The following is a 20,366-nucleotide window of genomic DNA, read 5'->3' as shown; positions in this document are numbered from 1 at the left end:
GCGAAACTAACCCCGTGGCCAAGCGGAGCGCAACATGACCTCTTCCCCGACATCGCAGAATTCAACGGCTCCGGTCACCTATGGGCGGGTCATGCTCAAGATATCGGGCGAGGCGCTGATGGGAGATCAGGGATTCGGCCTGCATCCGCCCACCGTCCAGCGCATCGCGAACGAGGTGAAATCGGTCCACGAACTGGGTGTCGAGATCTGCATGGTGATCGGCGGCGGCAACGTCTTCCGCGGGCTTCAAGGCAGCGCCCAGGGGATGGAACGCACCACCGCCGACTACATGGGGATGCTGGCAACGGTGATGAACGCGCTTGCCATGCAATCCGCGCTCGAGGCGCTGGGGGTGCACACCCGCGTCATCAGCGCAATCCGCATGGACGAGGTGGCCGAGCCCTATATCCGCCGCCGCGCGGTGCGCCACCTTGAAAAGAAGCGGGTCTGCATCTTTGCCGCCGGCACCGGGAACCCGTACTTCACCACCGATACGGCGGCAACGCTGCGCGCCAATGAAATGAGTTGCGAGGCGATCTTCAAAGGCACCAAGGTCGACGGTGTTTACGACAAGGATCCGGCGAAACACGCCGACGCCAAACGCTACGACAACGTGACCTATGACGACGTGCTGGCCAAGCGTCTGGGCGTTATGGATGCCAGCGCCATCGCGCTGGCGCGCGACAACAGCCTGCCGATCATCGTCTTCAGTCTGGATGAACCCGGCGGGTTCCGTGGCATTCTGGCCGGTCAGGGCACCTATACCAAGGTGCAGGGCTAGGCCCGAATAGGGCGCGCCATGCGCTTGCATACTATACATTCGGTCGGAACTGCGGATATAGAGCAGCCAAAGGCCAAGGTTACGCGGAGGTTCACCCATGTCTGACGAATTTATGCTGGATACCGACGATCTGAAACGCCGGATGGACGGCGCGATGGCGAACCTGCGCACCGAATTCGCATCGCTGCGGACGGGTCGCGCCTCTGCCTCGATGCTGGAACCGGTGATGGTTGATGCCTATGGCTCGCAGACGCCGATCAACCAGGTTGGCACAGTGAACGTTCCCGAACCGCGCATGGTCACCATCAACGTCTGGGACAAGGGCCTTGTCGGCAAGGTGGAAAAGGCGATCCGCGAATCCGGGCTGGGGATCAACCCGCAGCTGAACGGCACCATCATCATGTTGCCGATCCCCGAGTTGAACGAAGAACGCCGCCGCGACCTGACCAAGGTTGCCGGGCAATATGCCGAAGGCGCCCGGGTGTCGGTGCGCAACGTGCGCCGCGACGGAATGGACCAGATAAAGAAAGCTAAAGCCGACGGCATGTCGGAAGACGACCAGAAATTCTGGGAATCCGAGGTGCAGGATCTGACCGACAAGATGATCAAGGCGGTCGACGAGGCGCTTGAGACCAAGCAAGCCGAGATCATGCAGGTCTGATCCGGCGGTTTGGGGGCATGCCAAAGGATCCAGATCACGCGCCGATTGCAGGGCCGCGCCACGTTGCCATCATCATGGATGGCAACGGCCGTTGGGCGCAAGCCCGAGGCCGTCCGCGCCTATTCGGGCACCACGCCGGGGCCCGCCGCGTGCGCGAGGTGGTCGAGGCCTGCCCCGATCTGGGCATCAAGTATCTGACGATCTTTGCCTTTTCGACCGAAAACTGGAAGCGCACCCAGGTCGAGGTTGCCGGGCTGATGAGCCTGTTTCGCCGCTATATCGCGAAAGAGGCGCGCGCGCTGGATTCGCGCAACGTGCGGGTGCGGTTTATCGGTGACAGGGTCCGGCTGGATGCCAAGCTGACCGGGCTGATGGACCAGCTGGAGACCCTGACCGCCGAGAACGACGGGGTCGAGCTGACCATCGCGCTGAACTATGGTGCCCGCGATGAAGTGGCCCGGGCCATCCGCCGCCTGGCCGAAGATGTCGAGGCGGGCAGCCTGCGCTCGGACGAGGTGGATGAAACCACGCTGACGCGCTACCTGGACACCCACGTTCTGCCCGATCCGGATCTGGTGATCCGCACCAGCGGCGAAGCGCGGATTTCGAACTTCCTGCTCTGGCAGTCGGCCTATGCCGAATATGAATTCATCGATACGCTCTGGCCCGATTTCACGGCGGCCGAGTTGGAAACGCTGTGCCGTTCCTACGGCGCCCGTGACCGCCGGTTTGGCGCGGTGAAGGTATGACGAAACCGCCCGCACGCTGGCGCGATCTGGGCGTCCGGCTGCTGTCGGCGCTGGTGATGATCGCGGTGACCATCGCGGCGCTGATGGGCGGGCAGATCGTCTGGGGCATCTACGTCTATGCCATATACTGCGTGATGATCTGGGAACTGATGCCGCTGTGCGATCCGAATGTCGCGGCACGGCATCGCCGGGCTTTGGCGCCCTTGCCTATGCTGTTTCCACTGCTGGCACTGGGGTTGCTGGTTGCAGGGCTCAGCACGCCGGATGAAACCCGGCCCCCGGGAACAGCGCCGGGCGGCCTGTTCTACGGCGGCTATATCGCGGGGACCATCGCGCTGATTGCGCCGCTGATCGGCGGGCTGGTGGTGTTGCGATCCGGGCGGCTGCTGTGGCTGGCCTATGGCGCCATGCTGGCCGGGTCGGCGCTGTTTCTGGCCTTTGCCTATTCCGAACACGGTGTCTGGGGGCTGGTCGCGCTGGTCACCATCGTGGTGATTTCCGACACCTCCGGATATTTCGCGGGCCGCGCGTTGGGCGGGCCGAAGTTCTGGCCTGCCGTCTCGCCCAAGAAGACATGGTCGGGCACCGTGGCGGGGTGGATTTGCACCGCGCTCTTCGGTGCTGTGGTGCTGCCGCAATTCGGTGTACCGGTGATCGCGGCGGCGGGGCTGACCTTTCTGGTCTGCCTTGCGGCGCAATTGGGCGACATTGCCGAAAGCGCGATGAAACGGCGGGTGGACATCAAGGATTCCTCGAACCTGATTCCGGGGCACGGCGGGTTTCTTGACCGGCTGGATGCGCTGGTGGCTGCCGCCTCGCTGGCCGGGCTCATCACGCTGGTCACCGGGGGTTAAGCGATGCGCCGCGTGTCGATATTTGGCGCGACCGGCTCGGTCGGCCAGAATTGCATTGACCTGATCGACCGCAACCCAGCCTCCTATGACGTGGTTGCGCTGACGGGCGGGCGCAACGTCGCGCAGCTGGCGCAGGACGCACGGCGCCTGAATGCCGATATCGCCGTCACCGCGTTCGACGAGTGTCTGCCTGATCTGCGCGTCGCGCTTGAAGGAACGCAGATTGAGGCCGCGGCCGGAACGACCGCGCTGTCGGAGGCGGGCGCGCGGCCCGCCGATTGGGTTCTCTCGGCCATTGTCGGCTCGGCCGGGTTGGCCCCAGGGCTGGCCGCATTGGGGCAGGGGGCAACGCTGGCGCTGGCGAACAAGGAATCTCTGGTTTGTGCGGGGGCGCTGGTGATGGAAACCGCGCGGGCCAACAGCGCGCGCATCCTGCCGGTCGACAGCGAACATTCCGCGATCTTTCAAGCGCTTGGTGGCGAAGACATTGACCGTGTTGAACGAATCGTAATTACCGCCAGTGGTGGTGCTTTCCGCGATTGGCCTATGGACAAGCTGCGCCATGCCACGCCGGAACTGGCCGCGACCCATCCGAACTGGGACATGGGGCAGCGCATCACGATCGATTCCGCCTCTATGTTCAACAAGGCGCTGGAAGTCATTGAAACGCGAGAATTCTTCGGTATCGCACCTGACCGGATCGAGGTGCTGGTGCATCCCGAATCCATCGTGCACGCGCTGGTCGGGTTCCATGACGGGGCGATGATGGCGCATCTGGGTGCGCCCGATATGCGACACGCCATCGGCTATGCGCTGCACCATCCCGCGCGTCAGCCTTTGCCCGTGGCACGGCTGGATCTGGCGCGCATCGGCCAGTTGAATTTCACCACCCCGGACGAGGCGCGCTTTCCCGCGCTGCGGTTGGCGCGCGCCGTGATGGCGCGGGGCGGACTGACCGGGGCGGTGTTCAACGCGGCCAAGGAACGCAGCCTTGATGCCTTCATCGCGGGGCGCATCGGGTTCATGGACATGGCGGACATCGTGGAACGGGTGCTTGACCGGTTCGAGGCGGAATCAGATCTTATTGATGCCGCAATGACGCTTGATAACGTTATGCAAACGGACCATCTGGCAAGAATGTGGTCGGACGAGGCTATGGCAAAGCAGGCAGGTTAGACTTTTGGACATCTATGCACTCATCCCCCAATTCGGCGGGCTTCTCTACACCGTTGTGGCCTTTGTCGTTGCCCTGTCCGTGATCGTGGCCGTTCACGAATACGGCCATTACATCGTCGGCCGCTGGTCCGGCATTCATGCCGAGGTGTTCTCGCTGGGGTTTGGGCCGGTGCTGTTTTCGCGGGTCGACCGGCGCGGGACGCGCTGGCAGGTCGCGGCGCTGCCTTTTGGCGGATACGTACGGTTCATGGGCGATGCCGACGCCGCCTCCGGTCAGGATGCCGAGGCGATGCAGGCCGCAGCCAAAGATCCCGCAACCCTGCGACGTACCATGCACGGCGCGCCGCTTTGGGCGCGGGCGGCCACTGTTGCCGCCGGTCCGGTGTTCAATTTCGTCATGTCGATCCTTGTTTTCACTGCGATCTTCATGTTTCGCGGGGTCGAACGCGACCCGCTGACCGTCGCCGAAGCGCCAAACCTTCCGCTGGCGGCGCAATACGATCTGCGCGCGGGCGATGAGGTGCTTGAGATCGGCGGCATCGCCACGCCCGCTTTTGACGGCACAGGCAACTGGGAAGAGTTCCGCAGCCGACTTCCGGCCGAAGCCATTGTTGATTACCGCATCCGTCGCGACGGGGCCGACCTAACGGTGGATGGCCCGTTTCCCTATCCGCCCCTGATCTCAAGTATCGCGCCGCGCAGCGCCGCTTACGACATCGGGCTTGAGACGGGCGATGTGATCACCGCAGTCGATGGTGATGCAATCTTTGCCTTCGACCAGTTGAAGAATGCCGTCGAATCCTCGGACGGGCGGGCGCTGGCCATTGATGTCTGGCGCGACGGTGAAACCCTGGAATTCGCGCTGGCCCCGCGCCGGACGGATGAACCCCAGGCCGATGGCGGTTTTGCGACCCATTGGCGCATCGGCGTCGTCAGTTCTATGGCATTCGAACCCGCGAAAGAGGCCGCCGGCCCCGGTGAGGCCCTGTTGGGCGGCATCGCGCAGACCGGGCGAATCGTCGAGGGTTCGCTGTCGGGGCTGTGGCACATGATCACCGGCGCAATCAGCACCTGTAATATCTCGGGCCCGATCGGAATTGCCGAAACCTCGGGCGCCATGGCGTCGCAGGGGGCACAAAGTTTTATCTGGTTCATCGCCGTTCTGTCGACGGCCGTTGGCTTGCTGAACCTGTTTCCCATCCCGGCGCTGGATGGCGGCCACCTTGTTTTCTATATTTACGAGGCGGTTGCAGGCCGCCCGCCGAACGAAAAGGCCCTGCGCGTTCTGATGTCGATCGGGATTGCCGCGATCCTGACGCTGATGCTTTTCGCACTTGGAAACGATCTGTTCTGCTAGTGGAAACAACCATAAGGCGCCGTAGTGTTGCCACATTCGAACCCTAGGTTGTGCCCAAGCAAAAAGGGAATCGGTAACCATGCAAACGCTGCAACACTCTTACAACGGTCTATCCCTTGTCATGGCACTGAATTGGGACCGGCTTTTGTACGTCACCACGCTTGCCATCGCGCTTTGCGCCGGGGCATGGCTTGGCAGCCTCTGACAGGCACAGGCACCACGTAAAAAATTGCCAAGCGGCGCGGGAAAAACTCCCGCGCCGCTTTCGCTTGGTTTTGACATCGCGTAACAATCCCGATACCTAAACGTAAGTGTAGCTGGGATCGGGTTGGAAATATGGCTTTGGGGAACGCGGCGGGTAAATCCTGCGTTAACCGGCGGGGCATCGCCAAAATCTGGTATAAGATCACGCCTGCGGCAGCGGTCGCGGCGGCGCTGATTGCTGGCGGTGTCGCCCATGAAGCCTGGGCGCAGAGCTATCGGTTCAACCGGATCAGCGTTGAAGGCAACCAACGGATTCAAACCGGAACCATTGCGAATTACGCAGGGCTCGACAACAGCCGCCCCGTCTCTGCGGGCGAGCTGAACGATGCCTACCAGCGGATCGTGAATTCCGGCCTGTTCGAAAGCGTCGAGCTTGTGCCCAGCGGCAGCACGCTGGTGGTCCGTGTGGTCGAATACCCCACGATCAACCGGATCAACTTTGAAGGGAATCGCCGCATCAAGGACGAGGCACTTGGTGATTTCATCGAATCCCAGTCGCGTCGCGTGTTCAGCCCCGGGCAGGCCGAGGCAGATGCCGCAACCATCGCCGAGGCCTATGCCCAGCAAGGCCGGATCGCCGCCAAGGTCACACCCCGTATCATCCGCCGCAGCGACAACCGTGTCGATCTGGTGTTCGAGATTTCCGAAGGCGACACCATCGAGATCGAGCGCGTCAGCTTTGTTGGCAACCGCGCGTTTTCCGACCGGCGCCTGCGCCGTGTGCTGGAAACAAAGCAGGCGAACTTCCTGCGCACCTTCATTCGCGCCGATACCCTTATCGAAGAGCGGATTCAGTTCGACAGACAGGTTCTGCGCGATTTCTACCTGTCGCGCGGCTATATTGATTTCCGGACGTTGGGCACCAATGCCGAGCTGACCCGCGAACGCGATGCCTTTTTCCTTGTCGTGAATGTGGAAGAGGGCCAGCAATTCCGGTTCGGCCAGATCAGCACCACAAGCGAAATTGCCGAGGCCGACGCCGCAGAATTTCAAGAGGCGCTGAAGATCAAGCCTGGCGTCGTCTACACGCCGACCCTGGTGGAAAACGCCATCGCCCGGATGGAGCGGCTTGCGATCAAGAAGGGCATCGATTTTCTGCGGGTAGAACCCCGGATCACCCGGAACGATCGCGAGTTGACGCTGGACGTCGAATTGGTGCTGACCCGTGGCCCGCGTATCTTCGTTGAGCGCATCGACGTGGAAGGCAACACCACAACGCTGGACCGTGTTGTGCGGCAGCAGTTCCGCATCGTCGAGGGCGATCCCTTCAACCCGCGCGAAATTCGCGAAAGCGCCGAGCGGATCCGCGCGCTGGGGTATTTCGAAAACGCCGATGTCGAAGCGCGTCAGGGCAGCACGCAGGATCAGGTTGTCATCGACGTCGACGTCGAGGAAAAGCCGACCGGCTCGCTGTCCTTTGGTGGTTCATATTCGTTGAATGACGGGTTTGGTGTGGCCGTCGGCCTGCGGGAAAACAACTTCCTTGGGCGCGGCCAGCGGCTGAGCTTTACCGTCGCGACGGCACAGGATTCCGAAGAATACACTCTGGGCTTCACAGAGCCGTACCTGCTGGGCCGCAATGTCCAGTTCGATCTGGACCTTGGCGTATCGTCTACCAACTCGTCCTTTGCGTCTTACGATACCAACACGCGCTTCTTCGTGCCCAAACTGACGTTCCCCGTCAGCGAAAGCGGATCGCTGCAGGTCAGCTACAACTACAGCAGTTCGCTGATGGAAGCGCGCGACAACGTGACAACAGGCAACGTGGTGGCCAGCGAGATCGCCATGGGGCGGCGTGCGTCCAGCGCCTTTGGTCTGAAATACAGCTACGACAGCCGGCTGACCGGTCTGAACCCGAATGCCGGGGTCCTTCTTGAACTGGGCGCAGATTTCGGCGGGCTGGGCGGCGACAACAAGTTCGTCCGCGCACGGGCCAAAGCCATCGCGCAAAAGCAGGTGCTGCGCGAAGAAGTAACGCTGAGGGCGACGTTCGAGGCTGGCGCGCTGCGCTGGCGTGGCAACAACATGTCGCGTTCTGTTGACCGTTTCATACTTAACCCCGACTCGATCCGCGGTTTCGAACCGGCCGGCATCGGCCCCCGGGATCTGTCGAACGGTAAAAGCGATGCGCTTGGCGGCAACACCTATGCCGTCGCCCGGTTCGAGGCCGAATTCCCGCTGGGTCTGCCCGAGGAACTGGGTATCCGGGGCGGCCTGTTCTACGATGTGGGCAACCTCTGGGGCTTGGAAAACTCGAACTCTGGCGTCGGGACCATTGTCGGCGAAAGCGGTTCGCTGCGTCATGTCATCGGGTTCTCGATCCTGTGGGATACCGGGTTTGGCCCGCTGCGACTGAACTTTTCCAATGCGCTGCGCAAGGAAACCTATGACAAGGAACAGACGTTCGACCTGACGCTTCAGGCACGTTTCTAGGCCGCGCGTGAGCCGGCTTCGTAGCGTTCTCTTGGCGGGTCTGATTGCTCTGGGATGTCTCGGCGCGTCAGCTGCGCAGGCCCAGCAACTGGGTCTGCCGCAAAGCGCGATCCTGACGATTTCTTCGGACCGGTTGTTTGTGGACTCGGCGTTTGGCCAGCGGATCGCACGCGAAATCGAGGCCGACGGCACTGTTCTTGCGGCCGAGAACCGCCGGATTGAATCTGAATTGACCGCAGAAGAGCTGGACCTGACCGAACGGCGTGCAAGTATGGACCCGGACGAGTTTCGAAAGCTCGCCGATGCGTTCGATGCCAAGGTTCAGACGATACGTAGCGTTCAGGACGGCAAGGCGCGTGCCTTGGCCCAGCGCCGAGACGAAGCGCGCGGAGCATTTTTCGAGGCACTGCGGCCAGTTCTGGCAGGGGTCATGCAAGATACGGGTGCGGGGGTGATCCTTGAACGGTCAAGCGTGTTCCTGAGTGCCAATGCCACTGATATAACCGAACTGGCGATTGAACGGATCGACGCCAAGATTGGCGACGGGCAGGGATTGCTGTCGGGCCGGCCTCAAACCCCCGACACGACACCCGAGCCGGGGCAGGCCCCCGCTGGCGATTAAAGGTCACAAAACTAGGGTCTGGCCCAGCGGCGCCCCGGTTGTTAGTCAGTGACAGCACCGCAACAGGAGAGTGACAGCCATGAGCGATGGTTTGCAAAGCGCGGATATCCAACTGATCCAGCGGATCCTTCCGCATCGGTATCCGTTCCTGCTGGTCGACAAGGTGGTCGAGATCGACGGCACGAATTCGGCCAAGGGCATCAAGAATGTCACCATGAACGAGCCGCATTTTCAGGGCCATTTCCCCGGCGTGCCGGTCATGCCCGGCGTCACCATCGTTGAAGCGATGGCTCAGACCGCAGGCGTGATGGTGGGCGTGGCGCTGGATATGGCGGACAAGGAACTGCTGATCTATTTCATGGCCATCGACGGCTGCAAATTCCGCCGCAAGGTTGGCCCTGGCGATGTGCTGGAAATGCAGGTGACCACCACGCGCGGAAAACCGGGCGGCAAGGTCTGGAAATTCGCGGGCAAGGCGACTGTGGACGGTGAACTGGCGGCCGAGGCCGAATTTACCGCCATGATCGACCTGCCGAAGGCGTAGTCGAAATGAGCAGCATCCATCCCTCTGCCGTGATCGAAGAGGGCGCCCGGATCGGCGCCGACTGCACGATCGGGCCATTCTGTGTGGTGGGCGCCCAGGCGGTGCTGGGCGACCGGGTCGAGTTGAAAAGCCATGTCGTGATCGCGGGCGACACCGAAGTTGGCGAAGATACGGTGATCTTTCCCTTCGCCGTGATCGGTGAAATTCCGCAGGATCTGAAATTTCGCGGCGAACACAGCAAGCTGGTCGTGGGCAAGCGCAACCGCATCCGCGAGCATGTCACGATGAATGCCGGAACCGAAGGTGGTGGCGGCGTGACGCGCGTGGGTGATGACGGGCTGTTCATGGCAGGCGCGCATATCGCCCATGACGCGCAGATCGGCGACCGGGTGATCGTGGTGAACAATGCCGCCATCGCGGGCCATTGCGTGCTCGAGGATGACGTGATCGTTGGTGGGCTCTCGGGCATTCACCAATGGGTACGCATCGGCAAGGGCGCAATCATTGGTGCGGTGACGATGGTGACCAACGATGTGATCCCCTATGGGCTGGTGCAGGCGCCGCGCGGGCATCTGGACGGGTTGAACCTTGTCGGGCTGAAGCGGCGCGGTGTGAAACGTTCGGATATCACCGCGCTTCGAGCGGCGTTTCAGATGCTGGCGCAGGGCGAGGGCACCTTTCAGGACCGCGCCCGCCGTCTGGGTGACGAAACCGAAAGCGATTATGTCCGCGAGATCGTCGCCTTCGTGCTGGGCGACAGCGACCGGTCGTTCCTGACGCCCGGGGGCTAGGTCATGCTGGCAATCGTTGGGGGCACCGGGCGGCTGCCCGGGCTGGTGATCGAGGCTTTGGTTGCTCAGGGCGAATCCCCCGTGCTGGCCGAACTGCACGGCCATCCGATTGAGGGGCGCGGCGATCTGCCGGTGATGCCCTTCCGGTTGGAACAGTTGGGAACCCTGATCGCCGATCTGGTGGCGCGCGGCGTGACCCGCGTGTGTTTCGCGGGGGCTGTGCGGCGGCCCACCTTCGACCCCGGCCTTGTCGATGCTGCCACCGCGCCTTTGCTGCCGCGGATCGCCGCTGCGCTTGGCGGGGGAGATGACAGCGCATTGCGCGCGGTTGCAACGCTGTTTCAGGAGGCCGGGTTGACCCCGGTCGCAGCGCATGAGTTGCGCGCCGATCTTCTGCCCGAGGCGGGCGTGCTGGGCACACACACACCCGCCGACACCCACGCCCGCGATGCGGAACGCGCGATGGCGGTGGTTGCGGCGCTGTCGGATCAGGACATCGGACAGGGCTGCGTGGTGTCGCGCGGTCAGGTGCTTGCGGTCGAGGCCTATCCGGGCACCGACTGGATGCTACGCTCACTTACCGGCGAAGGCGCACATGACGGACCGCGCGGCGGCATCCTGTTCAAAGCGCCGAAAGCCGGGCAAGATCGGCGGTTCGACATGCCGGCCATTGGCGTAGACACGGTGATCGGCGCAAAGGCCGCAGGGCTGGATGGCATCGTTCTGGCCGCTGATGGTGTCATGGTGCTGGACGCCCCCGCGGTGATTGCGGCGGCTGACAAGGCCGGGCTGTTCCTGTGGGTGCGCGCCGCATGAAAGCCTTTGTGATCGCGGGCGAACCCTCGGGCGACCGGCTGGGCGGTGCGATGATGGAAGGCTTGCACGACCTGGCCCCCGGCATCAGTTTTCAGGGCATCGGCGGGCCGCAGATGCAGGCACAGGGGCTGACCAGCCTGTTTCCGATGGACGAACTGTCGGTCATGGGCCTGGCCGAGATCCTGCCGAAGTATTTTCACCTCAAACGCCTGATCCGCGAAACCGCCGAGGCGGTGATTGCCGCGCGCCCCGATGTTCTTATCACCATCGACAGCCCCGATTTCTGCCTGCGCGTGGTGCGTCTGGTCAAGGCGCAGATGGCGGTGCGTTCGGTGCACTATGTCGCGCCTACGGTCTGGGCGTGGCGTCCGGGGCGCGCCGCCAAGATGGCCGAGGTGGTCGACCAGGTGCTGGCGCTGTTCCCGTTTGAACCGCCGCTGATGACTCGCGCGGGGATGGAGTGTGATTTCGTCGGCCACCCGGTGGTGGCCGAACCCGTGGCGAAACCCGGCGAAATCGCCGATCTGCGCAACCGCTATGGGCTTGGCAGCCGGTCGTGCCTGCTGGTGCTGCCCGGGTCGCGCCGGTCCGAGGTGGGGCGGCTATCCGACGTGTTCGGCGCGGCGGTGGCCCGCTTTGGCGCGCGCCATCCCGACATGCCGGTGATCGTGCCCGCCGCCGCTCCGGTGGCCGGCATGGTGCAAGAGGCGGTCGCCGCATGGCCCGTCGAAACCGTGGTGCTGGATCCGCGCGATGTGGCGCCCGAGGTGATGGCCGCGCACAAGCGGGCGGCCTTTGCCACCGCTGACCTGGCGCTGGCGGCCTCGGGCACTGTCTCACTTGAACTGGCGGCGGCGCAGACCCCGATGGTGATCGCCTATCGCATGAACCGGCTGACCCATGACATCATCTCGCGCATGGCTTTGATCGACACGGTCACGCTGGTCAACCTCGTGTCCGACACCCGCGTCGTGCCCGAATTCCTTGGTCCCGCCTGCACGCCCGAGGAGATTGCCGATGGGTTGTCGGCGGTGCTGGCCGATCCGCAGGCCCAAACCGATGCCATGGCGCTCACGATGGAGCGGCTGGGGCAGGGAGGAGAGCGCCCGGGCCTGCGCGCCGCGCGCGCGGTGCTGGACGGGCTGGACCGCGCGCGCCCCTGAGCGCGGCGGCAATTTGCCGATGCCTGTCCGCCGCGCCCCTTGACGCAAGCGCCGCGACACGCCAGCTAGACGACAGACGTGCCCGAGACCCCTGTTCCGGCTGCGGCCCATCCCTTCGCCGGACCGAAAGGTTCAAATTCTTCCGCCACTTGCGGGCCATTTCTGGTATTCCGGGTTCATGGACATCATTCTTGTCACCACGGTCATCGCCTCGCTGTTCCTTGTGATCGGCGCGGCTGAGCCGCTGGCCGCCCGGCTGCGCGTGCCCTACAGCGTGATCCTTGCACTTCTGGGCATCCTGATTGCGGCGGGGGCCACGTTTTTCCTGCGCACCGATCTGACCGATGCGCTGAACCCTGTGGCCGAGGCAATTTTGGGCCTGCCGATCCGATCGAACGTGTTCCTGTATGTCTTCCTGCCGACGCTGCTGTTTCAGGCGACGCTGGGCATGAACCTGCGCCGGATGCTGGACGATTGGGTGCCGATCCTTGTGCTGGCGGTGGTCGCGGTGGTGGTTGCAACCCTCAGCATCGGCTACGCGCTGGCGTGGGTCAGTGCGCTGCCGCTGGCGGCCTGCCTGCTGATCGGGGCGATCGTGTCGACCACGGACCCGTCTGCCGTGGTCTCGATCTTCCGCTCGATTTCGGCCCCGCGGCGGCTGGCGCGCATCATCGAGGGCGAAAGCCTGCTGAACGACGCCGCAGCCATCGCATTGTTCGGTCTGTTCATGGGGTTCGTGATGCTGGGCGTGCCCGACCCGGAACTGGGGGCGGCGCTGGCCCGCTTCCCCATGCTGATCGCGGGCGGCGCGGCGACGGGCTGGTTCGCGGCGCGGCTGGCCGTCTGGGTCATGGCGATGTTCAACCGGCACGAGCTGGCGCAAACCTCGATCTCGGTCGCGTTGCCCTATTTGGCCTATATCGTGGCGGAACAGATCATCGGCGCTTCGGGCGTAATCGCGGTGGTCGCCGCCGGGCTGACGCTGAACCTGACAGCGCCGGGGCGGTTGCCTCCGCAGTCCTGGGCCAACCTTCGCGAGCTTTGGGACGTGCTGGCGCATTGGGCCGGGGCGCTGATCTTTATTCTGGCCGCGCTGCTGATTCCGCGCCTGCTGGAAGAGGTCCGCTGGGGCGATTTCGCGCTGATCGGCGTGGTGGTGCTGGCCGCCATCGCGGCGCGCGCGGTGATCCTGTTCGGGCTGATGCCGTTGCTGACGCTGATGCGCCTGTCGCCCATGGTCGAACGGCCCTATCGGGCGGCCATCCTCTGGGGTGGCTTGCGTGGCGCTGTGACGCTGGCGCTGGCGCTGGCCGTGACGGAAAGCGTGCGCGTCCCCGGTGACATCCAGAGGCTTGTCGGTATCCTGGCCACCGGCTTCACGCTGTTCACGCTGCTGGTGCAAGGGACCACGCTGCGTTGGATCATCGGACGTCTGGGGCTGGACCGGCTATCGCCCATCGACGAGGCGCTGTCGCGGCAGGTGGTCGCCGTTGCCCTGCAAACCGTGCGCGAAGATGTGGCCCGTACAACCGAGAATTACGAATTGAACCGCGATACTGTCCGGTCCGAGGCGAAACGCTTTGGCGAACGGCTGGATCTGGCGGTGAAACAGGCCGAGGACAGCGCCGACATCCTTGACCGCGACCGGATCACGCTGGGCCTGATCGCGCTGGCGGGACATGAGCGCGACACGATCCTTGCACGGGTGCGCGAGCGGACGATTTCCGCCCGCATGGCTGATGTGGTGGTGTCCGAAGCCGACCGGCTGATCGAAGGTGCGCGCACGCAGGGCCGCAACGGCTATCAGCGCGCGGCCCGGCGCAGCGTGGTCTATGGGCCCGCCTTCCGCGCTGCCGTTCTGCTGCACGGGCGGCTGGGCCTGTCGGGCCCGCTGGCGCGGCTGACCGCCGATCGGTTCGAGCTGCTGCTGTCGCAACGGCTGATCCTGCGCGATCTGGGCGCCTTCATCGACGGGCGCATCCGGCGGATCCACGGCCGCCGGGTGGCCGATCTGCTGCGCGATCTGTTGACTCGCCGCATCGACGGCGTGGAAACCGCGCTCGAGGCGCTGCGGCTGCAATATCCGGGCTATGCCGAGGAACTGGAACGCCGGTTCATCCGCCGGACCGCGCTTCGGATGGAGGAGCGCGAGTACATCACCATGCGCGAGGATGGGCTGATCGGGGCCGAGGTGCACACCGCGCTGATGCAGGATGTGGCCGCCCGCCGCACCGCCGCCGAAGACCGCCCGCGCCTTGATGTGGCCCTGCAACGTGCTGCGTTTGTTCAGCAATTCCCGGTGTTTGCCGAATTGGACGACGGCGCGTTGAAACGGCTGGGCCGATCGCTGCGCACCCGGTACGTGAACGCCGGAGAGGTCATGTTGCACAAGGACAGCGCGGCGCGTCAGGTGTTTTTCATCGCCTCGGGCGCGGTCGAATTGGAAACCGCGGGACAGGTCTGGAGGCTGGGGCGTGGCGACATGTTCGGCCAGATGGCGATTCTGACAAACCGCGCCCGCCGCGCCAACGTGCGCGCCATCGCCCCGACAACGCTTCTGGTACTGGACGAAGATCGGTTCCGCCAGTTGCTGGGCCGCAGCAAGGCGCTGCGCAACGCGGTTGCCGCCAGCGCTGTGGCACGGGGGATCGAACCAGAGGCCATCCTGCCCGCGCCCAAGGATCGGGATTGATCCGAACCGGCCCTTACTTCGAGAGAAACCCACCATCCACGGGCAAGGTGTGCCCCGTAATCATCGCGCTTTGCTTGCTCAGCAGGAAACACACCGCGTCGGCCACTTCCTCTGCCGTTGCCACGCGGCCCAGAGGTGTGACCTCGGCAATCCGGCGCATCGCCTCGGGGTCGGATTTCAAGGCGCCAAGGAAGGGCGTATCGACCCAAGTCGGCGCAACCGAATTTACGCGCAGCCCATCGGCGGCCCATTCACAGGCCATGGCCCGCGTGGCGTTGACGATGGCACCTTTCGATGTGTGATAGGCAAGGTTAGGGTATAGCCCACCGCCGGACAGCCCCATGATCGACCCAAGGTGGACCATGCGGCCTGCCGTGCCTTTGGCAATCATTCCGCGCGCGACGATGCGCGATGCAAGAAACACCGATGTCACGTTGACATCCATCGTGCGTTGCCATGTGTCAAGGGATTGGCTCACCGCCGCCTCGCGCGGAGAGATGCCTGCCGCGTTCACCAGCATGTCGACCGGGCCAAACGCGGCAACCGTGGCTTCATGGGCCGCTTCGACCTCTGGTTCCTGTGTGAGGTCGGCCCGGTAGAGAAGATGCTCGATCCCGTCTTTGGCAAGGGTCGCCCCTGCCGCCTCAAGTGCCTCGTCGCGGGTATCCCACAGGGCGACGCGCGCGCCCCCGTTTCCAAGCGAGCGGGCGATCGCAATCCCGATTGCTCCGGCGCCGCCTGTAATGATTGCGACGCCTCCGTCAAAGCCTTGCCATGTCACGATAATCTTGCCTCCCGATTGGTTCGCCGGAACGCTAATGCAGGTGGCACAAAGGTGCTATGGCAAAACACGCGGTCAGGCTTCGCTTTGGCCGTAGTACAGCATCGAAACGTGGCGCGCCTCGGCGAAGAACAGCCAGCGTTCCACGATCAGCCCCAGCGCCAAGGACAGCACCGCCAGCGTCAGCAAGGCTGGCGCGAAGCCAAACAGGCTTACCACGATCAACACCAGCGGCGCGCCAAACAGCGCGCCCAGCGCGATCCGGCGCAGCCGCGTGGCATGGCGGCGGCCAACCTGATACCCCATCTCGCGCATCACGAAATTGGGCCGGCTGTGCGGCGGGTCCAGCACACGCACCCGCGCATCCGGCGACAGGCCCAACGCCATCTGCACTGTATAGCCCGCGCTGCTGCCGTCGATCCGCGCGAAATAGGCCAGTTTCAACGCCAACGCCGCGCCCAGCGCCACCAGCGCCAGCAGCGCGGGCCAGACGAGACCCCAGACCGACAGGATCAGCGCCAGCAGCACCGCGCCCGAAGCCGCCGCAAGGGCAAGGTAGATCACTGGCACAAGCGGTTGATTCCACTGGTGGATCGTGCGCAGTGAGCCATAGATCATGCCGGTGCACCACACCGTTGCCACGGCCCCCGCAACCGACAGCAGACACAGCACCGGCACCAGCGGAGACGACAGGCCGAACAGCCAGATCAGCCCCAGCAGCCCCGCGGGGACATAGGTTGCCAGCGCGGCCACGCCTTCACGCGAGAGCCACGATGACCGCCATTGTGACAGCGCCCGCCACGCCCGTTCCGGGTGGCCAAGGTGAAAGGTGGACGACAGCAGCCCGGCGGTCGCCAAGGCAAGCGCCAGCGCCAGCGTGCCAAAGGGCAGCCAGCGGTGATCGGGCAAAAGGCCAGCCACCTCGGCAAGGCAGAGCCACACCAGCAGCCCATAGCCCGCGCCCGAGGCGGTGGTGAAGAAGATGACGGAATAGGCCGGGTTCATCTGCGCGCCCCTAACGTGTCAGCGCCCGGTCGGCCCAGGCAAAGAGTTTTTCAAGCGTCCCGCCCGGTTTCGCCAGGCTGGCGGGCAGGGGCGCGACCCTGGCCCCGTTGGGCGAGGTCGCCGGATGCCCCGGCTGATGCGGATTGGCCTGCGCGGCAGGGCCTCGGCGTGGTGGCAGATAGGTGTTGACCGGGCCGATGCCGAATTCCTTGAGCAAATCGAACCCGCCGCGTTCCTCGGCGGCCCGGCTGACCGCGCTGTCGGGATCGGCGAAATCGCCAAAGGCGCGGGCGCCGGTGGGGCACGCGCGCACGCAGGCGGGCACGCGGTCCTCCTCGGGCAGGGTGTCATTGTAGATGCGGTCGACGCAGAGCGTGCATTTCTTCATCACGCCATCGTCGTGGTCGTATTCCCGCGCGCCATAGGGGCAGGCCCAGGAACACAGCTTGCACCCGATGCAGGTGTCGGGGTTGACCAGAACGATGCCGTCCTCGGTGCGTTTATAGCTGGCCCCCGTGGGGCAGACCGTCACGCACTCGGGGCTTTCGCAATGCAGGCACGAGCGCGGGAAATGCAGCGTGCGCGCCCAGCCCGGTTCGCTGACTTCAAAGGAATGCACCCGGTTCAGCCACGCGCCCGACGGGTCAGCGCCGTAAGGGTCGTGATCGGACAGCGGCGCGGAGTAGCCGCCAGTGTTCCATTCCTTGCAGGAGGTCACGCAGGCCTGACAGCCCACGCAGATATCCAGATCGATCGACAGGCCCAGCTTCTTGTCGGTGCAGGCGGGAAGCGATGTCATGTGCGCGCCTTTCTGAACGACCGGCCAAAGGCCAGCTTGCGCGGCGAAGGTGGCTGGCTCGCGTGGCCCAGCGGTTCGAACCTTGGTTCCGTCTCGCCCGCGCCATCGGCCTTTTCGATGGCCACGCGCAGGTCGAACCACGCGGCCTGCCCGGTGATCGGATCCGAGTTGGAATAGCGATAGCCGCCGCCGCCCGCCGGCAGCAGCTCGGATATCAGGTGGTTCAGAAGGAAGCCCTGGTTGCTTTCGGGCGCATCGTCGTCCAGACCCCAGGCGCCCTTGCGCTTGCCGATGGCGTTCCACGTCCAGACGGTGAGCGGGTTCACGCCCTCCATCAGCCGGACCTGGCATTTGACCCGGCCCAGGTGCGAGCGCAGCCAGACCCAGTCATCATCCACCACCCCGATCTGCGCGCCAACGCTGTCGTGGATATACAGCCGGTTTGCCGCCGTGATCTGGCGCAGCCAGGCGTTCTGCGACCCCCAGGAATGATACATATGCATCGGGCGCTGGGTGATCGCGTGCAGCGGGTAGCCGCTGACGGCCTGTTCTTCCAGCGGGGGATACCAGAAGGGCAGCGGGTCGAAATGCGCGCGGATCCGATCGCGCGCGCGCTCGGGCGGCTGCCGGTCGCCGTGGCCCTGCGCGGCAAGGCGAAATTTCTGCAAGGGTTCGCTGTAAAGCTGAAAGATCGTCGGCTCGGCCGACATGCGGATGCCCTTTTCGATGCCCCAGTCCAGATAACCCCGGTTGGCGTGGCGGAAATAAGCATGTTCCGGCGCCATATGCAGGCCGAAGAACGCGCCGTTTTCAATGTATTTGTCCAGCTGGTCGGGGTTCGGCGCGCCTACACAGCTGTCTTCGCCATCCGCCCCGCGAAACCCGGCCAAAGGCCCGATGCCGGGCTTGCGCTCGTGGTTCACGATGTAATCGGGATAGCCGCCGGGGTATTTCGGGCTGCCGTCTTCGTTCACGAATTTCGGCAGTTTCAACCGCGCGCCAAGGTCGATCAGCACCTCCTGGAACCCGCGCACGTTGCGGTCGGGCGTGACAACCGGCTGGCGGATCGCATCGGCCACAAGCTCGGGCTCGGAAATCGGGCGGTCGAGCAGCGAAATGCAATCCCACCGCTCCAGATAGGTCGTATCGGGCAGGATCAGATCGGCAAAGGGCACGGTTTCCGAATAATAGGCATCGGAATAGATGATCTTCGGAATCTTGTAGTTGCCGGCGTCGTCCTTGGCCGTCAGCGCATCCAGCGTACCGGGCACGTTCATCGACGAATTCCACGCCATGTTCGCCATATACATGAACAAAACGTCAATCCCGTAGGGGTCGCGCGTGGCGGCGTTGTTGATGACCATATGCATCAGGCCATGCGCGCTCATCGGGGCGTCCCAGGAAAAGCCCTTGTCCAGACGGCTGGGCTGGCCTGCATCGTCCAGCAGCAGGTGTTCGGGCCCATGCGGGAAGCCAAGATGCGGCCCGCCCAGCGGCATCTCGGGTTTGATGTCGCCGCTTGCGCCGTGGGGCAGCAGGTTCGGCGGGGTCTGTTTGGGGTAGGGCGGTTTGTAGCGGAAGCCACCCGGGCTGTCGATCGAGCCCAGCAGGATCTGCAACAGGTGGATCATCCGGCAGGTCTGGAACCCGTTCGAATGGGCCGAGATGCCCCGCATCGCATGCATCGACACCGGCCGCCCGATCATCTTGTCGTGGCGGCGTCCGGCCCAGTCGGTCCACGGCCGGTCCAGCACGATCTCTTCCTGAAAGGCCACATGGGCCAGCTCGGCCGCGATGCGACGGATCTGATCGGCAGGCACGCCAGTGCGATCCTCGACCGCTTCGGGGGTGTAATCGCCGCCCATGTAGCGTTCGGCCATCAACTCGAATACCGGCCGCGCGGTAGAGCCATCGGGCAAATCGCGGCGCCCGGTCAGCGCCGGAGTGATGCCCGCCGCCTTGCCGTTCACCAAGCCGCCTTTGGCGGTGTCCCACGCCAGCGGATTGCCTGAAGCGTCCCGTGCGAACAGCCCGTCCCGCGCGGTGCCCGGCGCGTCGATCACCAGCCAGGGCGCGTTGGTATAGCGCACGAGGTAATCGAGGTCGATCTGCTCGGTCCGGAACAGCTCGTGGATCAGCGCGCCCACAAACAGCCCGTCGGTGCCGGGACGAATGCCGACCCATTCATCGGCCACCGCGTTATAGCCGGTGCGCACCGGATTGACCGACACGATCTTGGCGCCGCGCGCCTTCAGCTTGCCGATGCCGATCTTGATCGGGTTGCTGGCATGATCCTCGGCCACGCCGAAAAGCACGAAATACTTGGTCAAATCCCAATCCGGGTCGCCAAACTCCCAGAAGGCCCCGCCAAAGGTGTAAAGCCCCCCGGCGGCCATATTGACCGAACAGAACCCGCCGTGGGCAGCAAAATTCGGCGTGCCATATTGCATCGCCCAGAACCCCGTCAGGCTTTGGCTTTGGTCGCGGCCTGTGAAGAACGCCAGCTTGCGGGGATCCTTCTTGCGCACCGAGCCGAGCCAATCGGTCGCCAGCTCCAGCGCCTCGTCCCAGCTGATTTCTTCGAACTGGCCGGATCCGCGCGGCCCGACCCGTTTCATCGGGGCGCGCAGGCGGGCAGGTGAGTAGTGCTGCATGATCCCGGCGCTGCCCTTGCCGCACAGTACGCCCTTGTTCACCGGGTGGTTCCGGTTGCCTTCGATGTATTTGACCTTGCCGTCCTTCAGGTGAACGTTGATGCCGCATCGGCAGGCGCATATATAGCAGGTCGTCTGGCGCATTGTATCACCTGCGGGAATATCCATGGCGACCTTGGGCTGACTTGGCATGTTGGCTGATCCCTTCGTATCGGCCCATGGAA

The 20,366-nt window shown here is 64.2% G+C and carries 18 protein-coding genes; 14 read left to right on the top strand and 4 right to left on the bottom strand.

Going from position 1 to position 20,366, the window contains the following annotated elements; all coding sequences use genetic code 11:
• The first annotated feature begins 34 nt into the window (after window positions 1–34).
• From pyrH to FGK64_RS12090, 14 genes are all read left to right on the top strand, one after another.
• The gene (gene pyrH, locus FGK64_RS12150) at window positions 35–781 is read left to right on the top strand and encodes a UMP kinase (protein ID WP_138864038.1); all 747 of its coding nucleotides are present in this window, start codon (window positions 35–37) and stop codon (window positions 779–781) included.
• A gap of 97 nt (window positions 782–878) precedes the next feature.
• Window positions 879–1,442 carry a ribosome recycling factor gene (gene frr / locus FGK64_RS12145; RefSeq protein WP_138864037.1) on the top strand — a complete coding sequence of 188 codons (564 nt, stop codon included), beginning with the start codon at window positions 879–881 and terminating at the stop codon, window positions 1,440–1,442.
• A gap of 17 nt (window positions 1,443–1,459) precedes the next feature.
• Window positions 1,460–2,191: an undecaprenyl pyrophosphate synthase gene (locus FGK64_RS12140; RefSeq protein ID WP_138864036.1), complete on the top strand. Its 732-nt coding sequence runs from the start codon at window positions 1,460–1,462 to the stop codon at window positions 2,189–2,191.
• On the top strand, window positions 2,188–3,045 hold the full coding sequence (locus tag FGK64_RS12135; RefSeq protein ID WP_138864035.1) for a phosphatidate cytidylyltransferase: 858 nt from the start codon (window positions 2,188–2,190) through the stop codon (window positions 3,043–3,045). The genes FGK64_RS12140 and FGK64_RS12135 overlap by 4 nt, the downstream gene beginning before the upstream one ends.
• Before the next feature lie 3 nt (window positions 3,046–3,048).
• On the top strand, window positions 3,049–4,221 hold the full coding sequence (dxr, locus tag FGK64_RS12130; protein WP_138864034.1) for a 1-deoxy-D-xylulose-5-phosphate reductoisomerase: 1,173 nt from the start codon (window positions 3,049–3,051) through the stop codon (window positions 4,219–4,221).
• A gap of 4 nt (window positions 4,222–4,225) precedes the next feature.
• Complete coding sequence (rseP, locus tag FGK64_RS12125; RefSeq protein WP_138864033.1) at window positions 4,226–5,578, top strand: RIP metalloprotease RseP; 1,353 nt, start codon at window positions 4,226–4,228, stop codon at window positions 5,576–5,578.
• A 79-nt stretch (window positions 5,579–5,657) separates the two neighbouring features.
• Window positions 5,658–5,783, top strand: a complete 126-nt coding sequence (locus FGK64_RS22740) for a hypothetical protein (protein WP_281280408.1) — start codon at window positions 5,658–5,660, stop codon at window positions 5,781–5,783.
• A gap of 131 nt (window positions 5,784–5,914) precedes the next feature.
• A complete protein-coding gene (gene bamA / locus FGK64_RS12120) occupies window positions 5,915–8,275 on the top strand; it encodes an outer membrane protein assembly factor BamA (RefSeq protein WP_138864032.1) in 2,361 nt (786 codons plus the stop codon).
• A gap of 7 nt (window positions 8,276–8,282) precedes the next feature.
• Window positions 8,283–8,897 (top strand): OmpH/Skp family outer membrane protein, encoded by a 615-nt coding sequence (locus tag FGK64_RS12115; protein WP_246057741.1) that lies wholly within the window; start codon window positions 8,283–8,285, stop codon window positions 8,895–8,897.
• A 79-nt stretch (window positions 8,898–8,976) separates the two neighbouring features.
• Window positions 8,977–9,441: a 3-hydroxyacyl-ACP dehydratase FabZ gene (gene fabZ, locus FGK64_RS12110; protein ID WP_138864031.1), complete on the top strand. Its 465-nt coding sequence runs from the start codon at window positions 8,977–8,979 to the stop codon at window positions 9,439–9,441.
• A 5-nt stretch (window positions 9,442–9,446) separates the two neighbouring features.
• The gene (gene lpxA / locus FGK64_RS12105; RefSeq protein ID WP_138864030.1) at window positions 9,447–10,232 is read left to right on the top strand and encodes an acyl-ACP--UDP-N-acetylglucosamine O-acyltransferase; all 786 of its coding nucleotides are present in this window, start codon (window positions 9,447–9,449) and stop codon (window positions 10,230–10,232) included.
• A gap of 3 nt (window positions 10,233–10,235) precedes the next feature.
• A complete protein-coding gene (locus tag FGK64_RS12100; RefSeq protein ID WP_138864029.1) occupies window positions 10,236–11,048 on the top strand; it encodes an LpxI family protein in 813 nt (270 codons plus the stop codon).
• Window positions 11,045–12,211 carry a lipid-A-disaccharide synthase gene (gene lpxB / locus FGK64_RS12095; RefSeq protein ID WP_138864028.1) on the top strand — a complete coding sequence of 389 codons (1,167 nt, stop codon included), beginning with the start codon at window positions 11,045–11,047 and terminating at the stop codon, window positions 12,209–12,211. Before FGK64_RS12100 ends, lpxB begins: the two co-directional genes overlap by 4 nt.
• Window positions 12,212–12,389: 178 nt before the next feature.
• The gene (locus FGK64_RS12090; RefSeq protein WP_138864027.1) at window positions 12,390–14,903 is read left to right on the top strand and encodes a cation:proton antiporter; all 2,514 of its coding nucleotides are present in this window, start codon (window positions 12,390–12,392) and stop codon (window positions 14,901–14,903) included.
• Between the two features lie 13 nt (window positions 14,904–14,916).
• Here FGK64_RS12090 and FGK64_RS12085 read toward each other — a convergent pair whose 3' ends face one another.
• The 4 genes from FGK64_RS12085 to FGK64_RS12070 form a co-directional block, all read right to left on the bottom strand.
• Complete coding sequence (locus FGK64_RS12085) at window positions 14,917–15,684, bottom strand: SDR family NAD(P)-dependent oxidoreductase (RefSeq protein WP_210236565.1); 768 nt, start codon at window positions 15,682–15,684, stop codon at window positions 14,917–14,919.
• A 75-nt stretch (window positions 15,685–15,759) separates the two neighbouring features.
• Window positions 15,760–16,689: a dimethyl sulfoxide reductase anchor subunit family protein gene (locus FGK64_RS12080; RefSeq protein WP_138864025.1), complete on the bottom strand. Its 930-nt coding sequence runs from the start codon at window positions 16,687–16,689 to the stop codon at window positions 15,760–15,762.
• A 10-nt stretch (window positions 16,690–16,699) separates the two neighbouring features.
• Window positions 16,700–17,488: a 4Fe-4S dicluster domain-containing protein gene (locus FGK64_RS12075; protein WP_138864024.1), complete on the bottom strand. Its 789-nt coding sequence runs from the start codon at window positions 17,486–17,488 to the stop codon at window positions 16,700–16,702.
• Window positions 17,485–20,334, bottom strand: a complete 2,850-nt coding sequence (locus FGK64_RS12070) for a molybdopterin oxidoreductase family protein (RefSeq protein WP_210236564.1) — start codon at window positions 20,332–20,334, stop codon at window positions 17,485–17,487. Before FGK64_RS12070 ends, FGK64_RS12075 begins: the two co-directional genes overlap by 4 nt.
• Between the last annotated feature and the right edge of the window lie 32 nt (window positions 20,335–20,366).

Source organism: Arenibacterium halophilum, from assembly GCF_005938225.1.
GTDB classification, from domain to species: Bacteria; Pseudomonadota; Alphaproteobacteria; order Rhodobacterales; family Rhodobacteraceae; genus Arenibacterium; species Arenibacterium halophilum.
The sequence above is the reverse complement of the archived record's forward strand: the minus strand, read 5'-3'. Positions and strand labels throughout refer to the sequence as shown.